Origin of the sequence: Pseudoalteromonas sp. T1lg76 (genome assembly GCF_002964725.1) — a bacterium.
Classification (GTDB): Bacteria; Pseudomonadota; Gammaproteobacteria; order Enterobacterales; family Alteromonadaceae; genus Pseudoalteromonas.
In genome coordinates, this window is record NZ_PQCE01000002.1 from 103,189 (window position 1) to 116,073 (window position 12,885).

The 12,885-nt window shown below is 49.7% G+C and carries 11 protein-coding genes; 6 read left to right on the forward strand and 5 right to left on the reverse strand.

The features are described 5' to 3' along the window. Nucleotides 1-301 precede the first annotated feature (301 nt). Entirely contained in the window at nucleotides 302-1,042 is a 741-nt protein-coding gene (locus C2M35_RS00455) for a ferredoxin--NADP reductase (RefSeq protein ID WP_105201640.1), read from the forward strand. Between the two features lie 23 nt (nucleotides 1,043-1,065). Beyond that, nucleotides 1,066-1,569, forward strand: coding sequence for a nuclear transport factor 2 family protein (locus C2M35_RS00460; RefSeq protein WP_158677879.1), 504 nt, complete (start codon nucleotides 1,066-1,068; stop codon nucleotides 1,567-1,569). A gap of 75 nt (nucleotides 1,570-1,644) precedes the next feature. Here the strand turns inward: C2M35_RS00460 and C2M35_RS00465 are convergent, their stop codons facing one another. After that, the gene (locus C2M35_RS00465) at nucleotides 1,645-2,571 is read right to left on the reverse strand and encodes a tetratricopeptide repeat protein (RefSeq protein ID WP_105201642.1); all 927 of its coding nucleotides are present in this window, start codon (nucleotides 2,569-2,571) and stop codon (nucleotides 1,645-1,647) included. A gap of 795 nt (nucleotides 2,572-3,366) precedes the next feature. On the opposite strand from C2M35_RS00465, the gene C2M35_RS00470 reads away from it, so the two are divergent. The 3 genes from C2M35_RS00470 to C2M35_RS00480 all read left to right on the forward strand — a co-directional run bounded on the left by C2M35_RS00470 (nucleotide 3,367) and on the right by C2M35_RS00480 (nucleotide 7,114). After that, nucleotides 3,367-5,595 carry a bifunctional diguanylate cyclase/phosphodiesterase gene (locus tag C2M35_RS00470; RefSeq protein ID WP_158677880.1) on the forward strand — a complete coding sequence of 743 codons (2,229 nt, stop codon included), beginning with the start codon at nucleotides 3,367-3,369 and terminating at the stop codon, nucleotides 5,593-5,595. Between the two features lie 21 nt (nucleotides 5,596-5,616). Further along, nucleotides 5,617-5,913 (forward strand): hypothetical protein, encoded by a 297-nt coding sequence (locus C2M35_RS00475; RefSeq protein WP_105264379.1) that lies wholly within the window; start codon nucleotides 5,617-5,619, stop codon nucleotides 5,911-5,913. Nucleotides 5,914-6,031: 118 nt separating this feature from the next. Then, nucleotides 6,032-7,114: a leucine-rich repeat domain-containing protein gene (locus C2M35_RS00480; RefSeq protein ID WP_158677881.1), complete on the forward strand. Its 1,083-nt coding sequence runs from the start codon at nucleotides 6,032-6,034 to the stop codon at nucleotides 7,112-7,114. Nucleotides 7,115-7,126: 12 nt separating this feature from the next. On the opposite strand, the gene C2M35_RS00485 is transcribed toward C2M35_RS00480, so the two are convergent. Continuing rightward, nucleotides 7,127-7,825: a Crp/Fnr family transcriptional regulator gene (locus C2M35_RS00485; RefSeq protein WP_158677882.1), complete on the reverse strand. Its 699-nt coding sequence runs from the start codon at nucleotides 7,823-7,825 to the stop codon at nucleotides 7,127-7,129. A gap of 227 nt (nucleotides 7,826-8,052) precedes the next feature. On the opposite strand from C2M35_RS00485, the gene C2M35_RS00490 reads away from it, so the two are divergent. After that, the gene (locus tag C2M35_RS00490) at nucleotides 8,053-9,927 is read left to right on the forward strand and encodes a TonB-dependent receptor (RefSeq protein WP_105264381.1); all 1,875 of its coding nucleotides are present in this window, start codon (nucleotides 8,053-8,055) and stop codon (nucleotides 9,925-9,927) included. Nucleotides 9,928-9,949: 22 nt separating this feature from the next. Here the strand turns inward: C2M35_RS00490 and C2M35_RS00495 are convergent, their stop codons facing one another. The 3 genes from C2M35_RS00495 to C2M35_RS00505 all read right to left on the reverse strand — a co-directional run bounded on the left by C2M35_RS00495 (nucleotide 9,950) and on the right by C2M35_RS00505 (nucleotide 12,845). Beyond that, entirely contained in the window at nucleotides 9,950-10,807 is an 858-nt protein-coding gene (locus tag C2M35_RS00495) for a LamG domain-containing protein (RefSeq protein ID WP_105214503.1), read from the reverse strand. Then, complete coding sequence (locus C2M35_RS00500; RefSeq protein WP_105214505.1) at nucleotides 10,797-12,254, reverse strand: sensor histidine kinase; 1,458 nt, start codon at nucleotides 12,252-12,254, stop codon at nucleotides 10,797-10,799. The genes C2M35_RS00495 and C2M35_RS00500 overlap by 11 nt, the downstream gene beginning before the upstream one ends. Nucleotides 12,255-12,362: 108 nt before the next feature. Then, nucleotides 12,363-12,845, reverse strand: coding sequence for a hypothetical protein (locus tag C2M35_RS00505; RefSeq protein ID WP_105264382.1), 483 nt, complete (start codon nucleotides 12,843-12,845; stop codon nucleotides 12,363-12,365). Nucleotides 12,846-12,885: the final 40 nt, after the last annotated feature.

Here is a 12,885-nt window from a genome sequence, read left to right on the forward strand (position 1 = left end):
GCAAATAGCGACTGGGGCAGACAGTTTAACTTGTGTAGGCTTGGCTTTAGCACTCGGTGTTTCCAGATTGGTTCGGGTAACGTAAGTTTATTTCGAAGTTTCACTACTTACTGAAACTTCGAGCGCGAGTATATCAAAGGCCAGCTGGGTTTCAATAGTCGAGAAAGTTTTCCTGGTTATCGATGAGTCATAAACTGCTATTTAATGTAACCGAGGGCGCGCTTTGTAACCTTAGTAATTGACTTTAAGTCATTCCATTGCCAGATTTAACTTATTGAGGCTAAAGGCTTTGGAGCACAGTATGGCGAATTGGTTAGAGGCAAAAGTAAAACGGCTGATCTGGTGGAATGAAAAGCTATTTAGTTTAGTGGTCACCGCGGATATTGAACCATTTACGGCCGGACAATACACCAAGCTGGCGCTGCAAATCGGCGATGAGCGCGTAGCAAGAGCTTATTCCTTTGTTAATCCACCGAGCTCAAAGAACCTGGAGTTTTACCTGATCAAGCTGGATGATGGCGCCCTTTCCGCAGCCCTGGCACGCTTAGAGCCCGGTGACAGCGTGCAAATTGCCGCCAAGAGCAATGGCTTTTTCACCCTGGATGAGGTGCCAAGTGCCGAGCAGCTGTGGATGTTAAGCACGGGCACCGCCATCGGCCCGTTTTTATCTATGCTGCAAGAGCAACGGGTATGGCAACAATTTCAACATCTGGTACTGGTACACTGTGTTCGTCACAGCAAGGATCTCAGCTATAAAGAGATGATCCTGGAATTACAGGAGCAATACCCACAATTACACTATGTGCCCGTGGTCACCCGCGAGAGCGAAGCCACGCCACTGAAACAGCGCATTCCGCAACTTATTACAAGTGGCGAACTTTTTGCGCACGTTCAGCTTGAAGCCACCCCGGATGTGGCACAGTTTATGATTTGCGGTAATCCCGACATGGTCAAAGAAACCAGTCAATGTTTAATGGATTTAGGCTACAATCGCAATCGCCGCCGAAGCCCGGGGCAAATAACCGTAGAGCAATACTGGTAGTAACCAAAGGACTAACACCCACTATGAAAACCCATATTGTCGCTATCTTGGCAGCCCTGCTTTGGCAACCGGCACTGGCCAATGACAGCGCAAAACCGCTAAGCGCCCAAGCAAGCGAGCTGGTTGAGAATCAACTCGAGCAGCAAACCGCAAAGCAATTAAGCAAGGCACAACAACAGGCCGTTGCCGTGGTCGATGCCCTGCTGAGCGCTTACAACGACAAGGATATCGATACCTTTATTAGCTATTTTGCCGAAGACATTTCCTTTTATATGTTCCCGGATCAGCTGATGTTTAGTGGCAAGGAACAGTTAATCGCCCGCTATGGCGCCATGTTTAAAAGCCTGCAATGCGTAAAAAGCACACCCATTAAGCGCATAGTTCATGGTAAATACGTGATAGATCAGGAGCTTTCCGAGTCATGCTCCAAAGACCCCGAGGTGGTGGATAAGCGTGGCGAAGTGGTTGCCAGCTATGAAATCAATAATGCCAAGGTAACCAAGGTCTTGTTTTTTAGAGGTAAATAACTACCGCTCAGCAAGCACTCTTACAGAAAAAAAGGCGGCCATTGGCCGCCGTTTTTATATTTAAATCTATTTCGATTAGCCGTTAACTATGTCGTTAAAGCTGGCATTATCGTGCAGGCTGGCAAAAGCGCTTTCGTGAAGCAGCTCATTGCGTAGATTTGGCGAATATTCCAGGGCCATACGTATATCCGCCAGGGCATCGCTGTGCTTATGCAGCAAAGAGTATGCACAGGCGCGCTGCCAATAGGCGTAACCATAGTCTGAGTCGATATCCAAAGCCAGATTACACAACATAATGGCCTGCTGAGTATCGCCTAACTCCAATAAAGCATCCGCCTTGTAGGCGATGGCTTCAACGTCTTCGGGCTTACGGGAAAGGATTTCGTCATAGATTTCCACCTTAGTGCCGTAATCACTTTCAAGATTGGCGCGCATCCACAAGGAGTGGATTTCATTGGTAATGGTGATCTTTTTCTGATTATTGAGTATGGCTTCAGAGCGTTCACGCAACTGACTTTCTAACCCGGCCAGTCGCGATTCATACTCTTCCGTAATCGCTTTTACCCGGGTGTTAACTATATCTTCTACCTTGTTTTTCACATCACGCAATGAATTCCAGCCCACCAATACCAGGATGGATACTGTGGCGGTAATAAGAATAAAGAGGTTATTCATTGTATCTGTGGTGTAGCCAAGGGCGCGGTCGGCGGTGTCCAACTGAGCATGAGCTATTTTTTCCACGTATTCGGCGCGCAATGCCTGCTGATCTTTGCGAACCGCCTGCAGTTCATCGAGAATATAACGTTCGATCAAGGGGCGGTACATGGGCCCATCCAACTGTGAAACCGATTGCTGCGCCTGAGCTTGTTGCTCTTGAGAAAGTCCTTTCGCTTGTTGCTCGGGGAGCGTAACCGGCTCCTGCTCGGCCTGTGCCCACGCATTTTGCGCCGTTGAAACACTCAAAATAACACCAAATAGCAGGTAACTCGCCCATTTCAGCATGCTTAGATCCTTTTTCTCTTATTTTTGCAGCCCCTATGATGCCAGCTTGGCAACGCCTAGGCAAAAAAAAGCCAGCTACAAATGTAGCTGGCTAACCTGCTTAACAACAATAAAGGTTCAAGGAACATTAACAGGAGTGAATGGCCATAGTATTCCTCACACACTGAACCCATACTTAATTTATCTTATTGTTAGTTATATTTTTTTGCTGCTAGATTCGTCAGTATTTTTAGGCATAATAGGTAACACTTGTGTAACTTTAAAGCAGTGTTCTCGTCAACTTATAAGATTTGGTTAACGCAACAATTGCGGCTCCCTCGGATTGAGCGGCTTTCAAGACAAAAGTTAAAGATACATGGGGACGAGCCCGAGCGTGAATAAACTTTATCCTGGTGAGGCAAGACTCTGATATACAGGGCAAGTCTCCTTAACCTTTTGGATAAGAGCAAATCTGGCAGGATCGACACCAGACACAATTATGTGGCTTTATTGGATAATCGGTTTGCAACTGGGAAAATGTGGGCTTTACTTCCTAATAAGGCCGTTTTCAGCACGGTACACAAGAACACAAATAATAATAACGCGGTTACCAACAGGAAGTGTATATAAACGCGAAATTCACCTAGCTTATAGGGTATTGATAAGGGTAAGGACTTGCCAGATCATGCTGATTTAGGATTATAAATGTTTGATATAAGCAAAATTTACAAAGGTAAGATTTTTTTGTTTGCAGTGGCCATATCGGCTTTATCAACCTTATCTATGATACTGTTTTATAAGCTTTTTGCGCAAAATATGAACAACACCGCCAAGGTGCTTTTTTTGCTCAGCTCACAACTGCTGGTAACCTTCGCCTTGTTGCTTCTGGTGTTCAAGAAGGTTAACAAGCATGCAGGCGTTATCAAGCAGCTACTCAACTCCATTAACGATGTAGTGCTGATCAAGGACTATCAGGGCAACTTCCAGTTTTGCAACGACACCATGGCCAAGCTGTACAACAGCTCGCCGGAGCAAATGCTTGGCAAAGACGACTTTTACTTTATAAACAATAAAGAGCAGGCCGACTTCTTCAAAGAAAATGTTCAGGCCATTATGCGCCGCTTTGAAATAGAAGAAGTGTACGAGTCGACCACAGATGCAAATACCGGAGAAATCCGGCACTTTCACTCCATAAAGGTGCCATTTCGCGACGTTCGTGACCGACTTCATATTGCAGTTATCGCCAAAGACATCACAGAGATCACCCGCTTAAAAGAAGAAGCGGATCGCAACAAAAAGCGCTTAGAGCATGTGTTGGACGTTTCCGAAGAAGGGCTGTGGGAATGGAACGTACAGACCAATCAGGTGCTGCATAATCGCCAGTGGGAACTGATCACCGGCATTGAACATAGCGACAGTTCATTTAAGGAATTTGAGCAATGTATCGTCCCTGAAGACCGTCCCATGGTTGCCAAGGTGCTGAAAACTCTGATGCGCAACCACAAGTCCTACAGCATCGAATTTCGCATGAGAAAGCCCAACGGCGAGGTGATCTGGATATGGGATCGAGGCCGTGTTGCCGAATTCGACGACAATAACGAGCCACTGTGGCTGGTAGGCCTGGCACTGGATATTACCGAAGAGAAAAGAAATCAGGATAAGATAGTTAACCTCGCCTATTATGATCAGCTCACCGGCTTACTCAATCGCACACGATTGGAAACAGAGTTAGAAAAAGCAATAAAATCAAACCAGGAAACAGACAGTTATAGTGCATTACTGTTTCTCGATCTGGATCGTTTTAAATTATTAAACGACAGTTTTGGCCACCATATCGGTGATCAGCTACTCAAGGTAGTGGCCGAGCGTCTAAAGCATATCAATCAGGGCCAGGGGATTATTTCCCGCTTTGGTGGCGATGAATTTGTGATTGTCCTTCCCCAGCTCAACAAGGTTCAAGGTGAAGCATTACGCATCGCAGAACATTATGCCGAACTGGTACTTAAAGAAATTTCCAAATCAATATCCTTGGCCAGCGACATACAGAATATAGATATCGACTACTCGATCACCGGCAGTATTGGCGGTGTGGTGTTTACCGCCGATGATCTATGCACCATGAAGTTGCTGCAGCTGGCAGATATGGCCTTGTATCGCACCAAGGCCAGCGGTGGTCAAAAGGCGATGATCTTCGATACCAATATGCAGGATGAACTGCGCCAGATCAGTGAATTGCAAAAAGCCATGCATGACTCCATCGCCAATCGTGATTTTTGCATTTATCTGCAGCCCAAGTTCGATATGAAAGCCACCCTGATTGGCGCCGAAGCCCTAATTCGCTGGCAGCACCCTACCCTGGGTTTGCTCTCTCCTGATGTATTTATGCACATGGCCGAAGAAAGCAATCTGATCGTGCCCATGGGCGCCATAGTGCTCGAGCGCGCCTGCCAGCAACTTGAGCAATGGCAGCGCCATGACCACAGCAAACACCTGCATATAGCGGTTAATCTTAGCGCTAAAGAGATCTGGCGCGCCCACTTTGTCGAAGACTTTATTAAGGTGGTGCAGCAATACCAGATTGACCACAGCAAGCTGATCGTTGAAGTGACCGAGTCCGTGCTTATTCGTGATATCAATGATGCCACAGACAAGCTCAATAAACTCAGAAAGTTTGGTGTCTCCATCGCCCTTGATGACTTTGGCACCGGCTACTCATCATTGAGTTATTTGCGCTCGCTGCCCATAGATGAAATTAAAATCGACCGCTCCTTTGTGCAAGACATGGTCACAGATGAACATGCCCACCTGGTGGTGAAATCCATTATCGATTTGGCGAATAACTTTAATCTCACCGTGGTCGCTGAAGGTGTTGAAACGCAAGAACATTTTAATTTACTGAAAAGCTACCAGGTCGACTCTTACCAGGGTTACTATTTCAGTAAGCCGATATCTGCAACTGAGCTTGAACGCCTGTTTATCACCTCTGATGCCAAGGTTGAGCAAGGTAACAGCTCACAGCTGGGTTCGGCGATAATAACAGACTAATAAATAAACGGAACTCATGCCATGACCGAATTATCAGCAGCAAGGCAGCACAACGCAGACGATAACTGGCTGGATGCCGAAGTCTGCTACATCGAATTGGAAGGTGGCTTTTTTGGCCTGCTCACCAACGACGGTAAACGCCTGCTGCCATTAAACCTGCCCAAGGCATTCTGCAAACCAGGCGCCAAGGTCAAACTGCGCGGTCACGAGCAGCGCGAGATAATGACCATACAGCAGTGGGGCACCCCCTTTCACCTTACCCAGATTGAATTTATCGACCCAGAGAGCAACTCCAAGCTACATAACCCCCTGATTTAAAAAACGTTGCAAACGCTAACTTGCTTGGCCCAGATACGCTACAATGGGCCGGCGGCACGCCCCAAGGGCTCTATGACGCAAGGAACCGAGTTAAGCCACACAGATCATGGATGAAAAAATGAAATCACGCCGATTAAGTAAACCCCTGGTGTTTGTTTTAGTGCCCTTATTGGCCATTGTTTTACCTGGCCTTGTCACCTACACCTATACCCCTTACACGCTAACAATCAAGGATGTCATCCTAGATCGCACCAGTGGCACCCTGGTCAAATACCAGGGCGAATACGGCCCACGCACCCCCTGGTCGGATTATGTTGCAGTACGTATTCCCAGTAATCTCGATGGGGTGAGTATCACCCGCATCGCGCCGTCAGCGTTTGAGCGTATCCGGCTATCCAAGGTCATTATTGCCGATTCGGTCACCCACATCGGCAAGCGCGCCTTTTGGGACAGCACACTCAGCGGCGTTCGCCTGCCCGCAGCCCTGACACACATTGGCGAAGATGCCTTTAGATTTAATGAGTTAGTAAGCGTAGATTTACCGGACACGCTGAGCAGGATTGACGCCGGGGCGTTCGAGTACAATCAGCTGACCCAGGTTAATCTGCCCGACTCGCTGAGTCATTTGGGGGCGGATGCCTTTCGGGTCAACAAGCTCACTTCGGTAGCTATTCCCGCGGCGGTGACACGGATTGATGAAGGCACCTTTGAGCACAATACCCTTACGGCCATCACCCTGCCAAAAACACTGGAGCATATTCACTATTCCGCGTTTCGCTATAACCGAATTGAAAAGGTAAACGGCAAGATCACACATGGTTTTATTTATGGGGAAGAGTCTAACCGCACCTTGATTGCCTATGGCGGCGAGCGTAAGGCCATTACCCTGGCCGATTCGGTCACCAGCATTGCCCCTCATGTCTTTGATTGCCAACACCTAACAGCCGTCACCCTGCCAGACTCGCTGATCCATATAGGCACTAGCGCCTTTGATAGTAACGAGCTCACCGAGGTGATCCTGCCCGACTCCGTTACCTCGATTGGTAGTTATGCGTTTTGGGGGAATCCAACGGCCGAGATAACTGCTCCGGCAGCACTGAAAAGTATGGGCACCGACGCGTTAAAAACGCGCCTACACCCAAGTTGGGACTATATGGATGAGCTCAGAAGAAGTCTATGCATAGTTGATGAGCCAGCCTAACCAATACGCCCTTTACTCATTGGCTAGGGCGTATAACTCATCGATATCACTGATGTAGATCTTTTTACGCTTAACCTCGAGCACGCCCTCTTGCTTTAAGCGGGTGAACTCGCGGCAGACCGCCTCGGAGGACACACCCAGTAAATTAGCAATATCGGCACGACTCATGGGTAACTCAAAACACAGGGTCGGCACCCTTGAGCTGCCCAGGCGCGAGGAAAGGTTCAGCAATAAGGAAGCGACGGCCGACTTAATGCTTTTGGTCGGCAGTTGACGTAGGTGCTGATCGGCGGAAAACTCCTGGCTGATCAGACTTAGCATGGTCAGCAATACATCGGAGTTGGCAACCGAGTCCTGTAGCAGACGAGCAAAAGGAATTTCGCACACTCGCGAGTCCTGCAACGCCGACACCGAATAAAAGTGTTGCTGCTGTGCCAAACCGCCAACGCCAATAACATCGCCGGGAAAATACAGCCCGGTGAGCACTTCCTTGCCCGAGGCCGTTAGTCGATAACTTTTGAATGCACCGGATTGCACCAGGTAAAGCGCTTTAAATTCATCCTCTTGGCGGAACAAGTGCTGCTCGGCGTCAAGGGATTTGCTGCCCTTTACCAGCTCGCTTAGGCGCACCTGAGGTGTCTTCTGAGCGGCCTTGGCCTGCTTGCCTAAGCCCAGCTTAGGTGCCAACAGGTTAAAAATACTTCCTTGCATAGCCAGCTCCAAATTCACAGTGTTCAATGGCATGTTGTGATCAATCATGGGTGCCTCGCTACATTCAATTCGCTGTTCGTGTCTTGCATGCTGCTAATTTAGCCAATTCAATGGGGCGCTCGCTATGCGTAGATGTACCTATGGGGGATCGGAAACTACTTATATTGACGTAAAAGTGAACATGGTAGCGTGCCTTATCAGTTGTTTTTTAGGTCGAGGCCTTGCCCATGAAGTTAATACGCACCGCACTCACCCCTTTAGTTTTATCCGCTCCAGGATTTGTCACTGTGGCTGCCCACGCCGATGGCATGGAGCATATTGAGGTGCTCAGCAGCACCTCGAACTTTTATCAATCCAGTCTGCAATTAATCGAGGTCCAGCACATCGACCCGCAGCAAGCCCAGGGCTCACCATTGCAATTGTCGGAATTGCTGGCGCAGGAGCCGACCATTTCCCTAAACGGTCAAGGCGGCATGATGCAGATGTACAGTATGCGCGGCTTTTCCCGCTGGCGGGTGCAAACCCTGATAGAGGGCATTCCCATTTACAGCGATCGCCGCGCCGGCAGCGCCGCCGAGTTTATCGACCCGGCGTTAATCGGCCAGGTGCAGGTAATTCCTGGCGCCGCTTCAACCTACTATGGATCCGGAGCCATGGGCGGCGCCGTGGATATCAAACTGAACCGCGTCGAGGGTCAACAATTGGATGCCCAATGGCAAAGCAATAACCAAGCGCAACATCTGGCCTGGCAAGGGAGCAAGGAAGGCATTTCCTGGGGACTGTCGACCCGCACAGCCGATGAAGGCGAAAGCGCCGATGGCAACAGCATCTACAACGGCTACGAAAATCACAATGTGTTTTTAAGTGCCGACCTTGAGCTTCCCTACCTCACGCGTGCCTGGGTGCTCTATAGCGAAGGCAACAATCTGGGTAAGGCCAGTGCTTCGCCACTGAGCAAGAAACGCACCCTCTACCCACGCAATGATCATCTCTTAGCCAAGGCGGAGTTTGATTTTGACCAGATTTATGCCGATGTCTATGTGCACAATGCCCATCTCGATACCTATATTGAGCGCCCCAACAAGCGCATCAATACCCTGAGTAATTCATCCTTGGATTATGGGGCGGCGCTTTACGGCTATCAGTATTTTGGCGATTGGCAGGGCAAATGGCGTTTGTCCTTCGATGCCAGAACCCAGGTGCAAGCGACAGAAAATGAGCTTGATTTAGCCTCGGGCCTAACCAGCAGCGACACCGTGCTGGACGCCAGCCAGTACCAGGGCGCCCTTGTGTACGATGCCACCCGTAGCCTGGATAACATCGACCTGTTGCTTGGTGGCCGCCTCGATTACAGTAAAACCAAGGCACAACAAGGGAGCCGCAACGACACCAATGTCAGTGGCTTTGCCGGTATTAGCTGGGCACTCACGCCCGAATTAGCGGCGAAGTTTATCACCAGTACGGCCTTTCGCCAGCCGGCGCTGACGGAAAGCTACTTTTTTGGTGAAACCCCCCGCGGCCGCGTGGAGGGCAATCTGGAGCTCGAGCCGGAGCAAAGCCTGGGCTTTGAAGCCAAGCTCTCCTACCAGAAATCGGATTTTAACTGGAGCCTTAGCGCCTTTTCCCAGCACATTGACGACTATATCGAGCGCATCGATATCGATGCCGATACGCGTCGCTATATCAATGTTGGCTCCGGGAAAATTAAAGGACTGGCATACAAGGCGGCATATCAGGTAACCGACAACTTCTCCCTCGGCCTCGGTGGTCAGTGGCTTAACGGCGAGGATGAACAGGGTCGCCCCCTTGCCGACATTGGCGCCGGCGAACATAAACTCACTTCGAGCTACCAGGGCGACCGTTGGCAATGGGATCTGGGTGCAACATTACGCAGTGCCAAGGACGAGGTGGGACCCTCCGAGTTACCCCTGCCCAGCCATACCTTGCTTTCGACCAAGCTGACCTATCAGCTCAATGAACGAACCAAGGTACGTCTGTGGCTCGACAATGCTGGTGATCGCCTCTATCGCGTCAGCGCCGATGACAGTGCACCCTACGCGCCGGGGCGAAACGTGGGCATTGCCATCACCTACCAGTTTTGAGCGCTATTGAAGCAGTTGGGTGCTAGTTTTCGCCCAACTGCTGTGCCGCCAGCTTGTCTTTATTAAACAATGCGTTGACTTCTTTATCCGTTAAAATTAGTTCCGACATAAAAAAGTCGTCGATAACGCCGGCAAAGGCATGCTTGCCTTGGGTGGCATGTTGCTTGGGGATCCCCCCTAAAAACACATCATTGACGATAGAGCTAACGCTAATGTTGGCGTCTTGGGCGGCATCAAGCTCGCCGTTAATAAACAGCCGCGCTTGTTTACCATTATGCACCACAGCAACGTGCGTCCACTGGCCGTTTACCAGGCGAGTGTTGCTTTTAACCACTGATTTTGGCTGGTATCCGGAGCTTGAGTAGATCAACAGTTCTACACGCCTATCCACCACCCTGAGCTTGTTACTTTGTACATCGCCATACCAGCCACCATACAAGGGATAAATTTGCTTGTCTTCCAGGGCCAGGGGCTTGAGCCACATGGCGATACTGATGCCACCATTTTCAAAGGTCACCTCACGCCAACGCGTAGTCGACAGCGGCTTACCGATTTTACAGCAAATATCCACGCCCATATGAGCGTCCTGATGCACCGAGAAGTCTAGACCCTTGCCGGTTTTACCGGCACTGCGCACGGCGCCGTGCAAGGTCCCTGGCCAAAAGCTGGCAAAGTCATCCAGTACTTGGTCGCCCTCGCCCTCAAAGGAATAATAGCTGGAGTGACCGTGTAAATTGACCTGCAACACCTTGGATAATTCGTCTTCAACCTGTGTTTGTTCAACTCGCTGCAGCTGAGAAAACGCCAAGGCCGCTATGATGATAAAAATGGCGCACAGCAGCAGGGTCACTCGCAGCGCAAAGCTCATTTTAAACGTCATAAGCCACCTCCTCGCCAACGGCAGGTAAGGTCAAAGTAAAGTCGCATCCGCCCTGAGCATTGGCCTGATACTTCAAGGTACCATTGTGCGCCTTGGCAATCGCCAAGCTGATTGACAGTCCCACACCCATGCCTTGCTTCTTACTGGTATAAAAGGGTTCAAAAAGATGCTCGACGGCCTCGCCACTCACCCCCACGCCTTCGTCGTGAATGCACAACTCCACCTCATTATTCTCGCTGTTAAGGCAGGTAGAAATAACCACCTGAGCGCCCGGGTGACTGGCCTCAATGGCGTTTTTAATCAGGTTAATGCTCACCTGTTGCAACTGAACCGGATCGCCCTCTACATACAAGGGCGACGGATTGAATTTGAGTACCAGGCTCACCTGGTTACTGTTGGCCGTGGTCTCCACCATATCGCCCACTTCGCGAAGCATGGTATTCACATCCAGCCGCTGCATATCCATGGCCCGCAATTTCACAAAGTTGCGGATCCGTTGCAGCACCTTGCCACTGCGCAGCGCCTGCTCGGAAATTTTCTTTAAGGTAGTCGCTAACCATTGCTGCAGCTCAGCCTGCTGCTCGGGCCGGGCGCTGTCGATACGGCGGGTGGCACTTTGGGCATAACTGGCAATGGCGGTTAGAGGCTGATTGATTTCATGGGTGATGGTGCTGACCATCTCACCCATGCTGTTGAGCCTGTCGAGGTGGGCGATTTGGTCGCGACTGGCCAATAGTTTTTGCTCTGCTTCTTGGCGTCTTTGCAGCTCATCGCCAAGACGTAATTGCATGCCGTTGAGGGCGCTCACCACGGTTTGCAGCTCATCCGGAGCGTTTCTTTCCTTCGCATCTCTATCCAGAACTAAGGGTGGTATAGGCTTATCAAAGGTCAGGTTTTGTGCAAAGTCACTGATTTTACTGAGATGACGAGTGACCAGGTATTGAAACAGATAGAGGATAAAACCGGCCACCAAAAAGGTTTTAATACCATTACTGATAACAATAAAATACACTCGGTCGGTGAGGCGGCTATATAACTCATCCAGACCCACCACGATTTGCAAAATCCCCAGGGGCGGCTCCTGCTCCCTGCCATGCTGATACAAGACAAAACGTTCATCGATAATTTCATTGGACATCACCTCACCGGCACGCCATTTCACCCTGTCGGTGGTAACAATACTGATACGCTCGATCCCAGGCAGTTTAACCAGTCCATCAAGTTGCAGCTGGAGCAACTGTATATTGCGGTCTTGCACATTGAGGGCAATGCTTTCAAGCTGGCTGTCTTTGATTTGATGGATCTCGGCATTGATCTCCGCCACCCCCTGAGTGTATTCCAAGTACAGTTGCAGCGCCGACGATATTAGAGTGATCGCCGAGCTAAACAGGATGATATAGAGGATCAGCCGTCTGACCGTTCTATGCCGAGAAGAAAAGGTACGCATGGTATGAGTCCTCAACTGACTACCTCCCTTAGCCTGCGCCAAGGCGGTGTATTACTCTCTTTACCATACCTTAAATGACGCAAACAGCCACTATAAACACAGCGACAATTAATTGTTTCCTTTATCCTTTTGGTCCTTTTTCTGCTTGCTGATGGCGTTTTCTACCGGCAGTCGGCCAATGGGCATCACCTTAACGGGCTTGGCGTTTGCGCACTCTTGCTGACGCTCCTCGGCGCTGATATCACGTAGCGATTTTGATTCGCCCTTGGCCGCATTAGCAGCTATTTTAGCCTTGGCAGGCTGTGTTTGGTTCGGCTTTTGTTGCTCAGTCATAGACGTTTTCTGTTCATTGAGTTTGCGCTCCACGGGCAATTGATGCAAAGGGATCACCCTGGTTTCGCCCTCACACTCCGGTTTAGAAGCCACTTGTTCAGGCTGTGCTTCCTTTTCAGGTTTGACATTAGTTGTCACCTTAGGAGGCTTGCTTTGGTTGGTGTCAACTTCGCCGTTATGGGCAAAAACGGGTGCGCTTACATTGAGGGTCATGAACGCAGTCATGCCAATTAATAATCCGGGCTTAAAGGTTTTCATAATAACTGTCTCCTAAAGCAAATAAGGCGCCGAAACTCGG

What these genes read in the sequence shown, in the direction of transcription:
- C2M35_RS00470 (WP_158677880.1), top strand. Translation starts at nt 3,367, where the DNA reads ATGAACAACACCGCCAAGGTGCTTTTTTTGCTCAGCTCACAACTGCTG.
- C2M35_RS00485 (WP_158677882.1), bottom strand. Translation starts at nt 7,825, where the DNA reads ATGCAAGGAAGTATTTTTAACCTGTTGGCACCTAAGCTGGGCTTAGGC.
- C2M35_RS00490 (WP_105264381.1), top strand. Translation starts at nt 8,053, where the DNA reads ATGAAGTTAATACGCACCGCACTCACCCCTTTAGTTTTATCCGCTCCA.
- C2M35_RS00505 (WP_105264382.1), bottom strand. Translation starts at nt 12,845, where the DNA reads ATGAAAACCTTTAAGCCCGGATTATTAATTGGCATGACTGCGTTCATG.
- C2M35_RS00455 (WP_105201640.1), top strand. Translation starts at nt 302, where the DNA reads ATGGCGAATTGGTTAGAGGCAAAAGTAAAACGGCTGATCTGGTGGAAT.
- C2M35_RS00465 (WP_105201642.1), bottom strand. Translation starts at nt 2,571, where the DNA reads ATGCTGAAATGGGCGAGTTACCTGCTATTTGGTGTTATTTTGAGTGTT.
- C2M35_RS00460 (WP_158677879.1), top strand. Translation starts at nt 1,066, where the DNA reads ATGAAAACCCATATTGTCGCTATCTTGGCAGCCCTGCTTTGGCAACCG.
- C2M35_RS00495 (WP_105214503.1), bottom strand. Translation starts at nt 10,807, where the DNA reads ATGACGTTTAAAATGAGCTTTGCGCTGCGAGTGACCCTGCTGCTGTGC.
- C2M35_RS00500 (WP_105214505.1), bottom strand. Translation starts at nt 12,254, where the DNA reads ATGCGTACCTTTTCTTCTCGGCATAGAACGGTCAGACGGCTGATCCTC.
- C2M35_RS00475 (WP_105264379.1), top strand. Translation starts at nt 5,617, where the DNA reads ATGACCGAATTATCAGCAGCAAGGCAGCACAACGCAGACGATAACTGG.
- C2M35_RS00480 (WP_158677881.1), top strand. Translation starts at nt 6,032, where the DNA reads ATGAAATCACGCCGATTAAGTAAACCCCTGGTGTTTGTTTTAGTGCCC.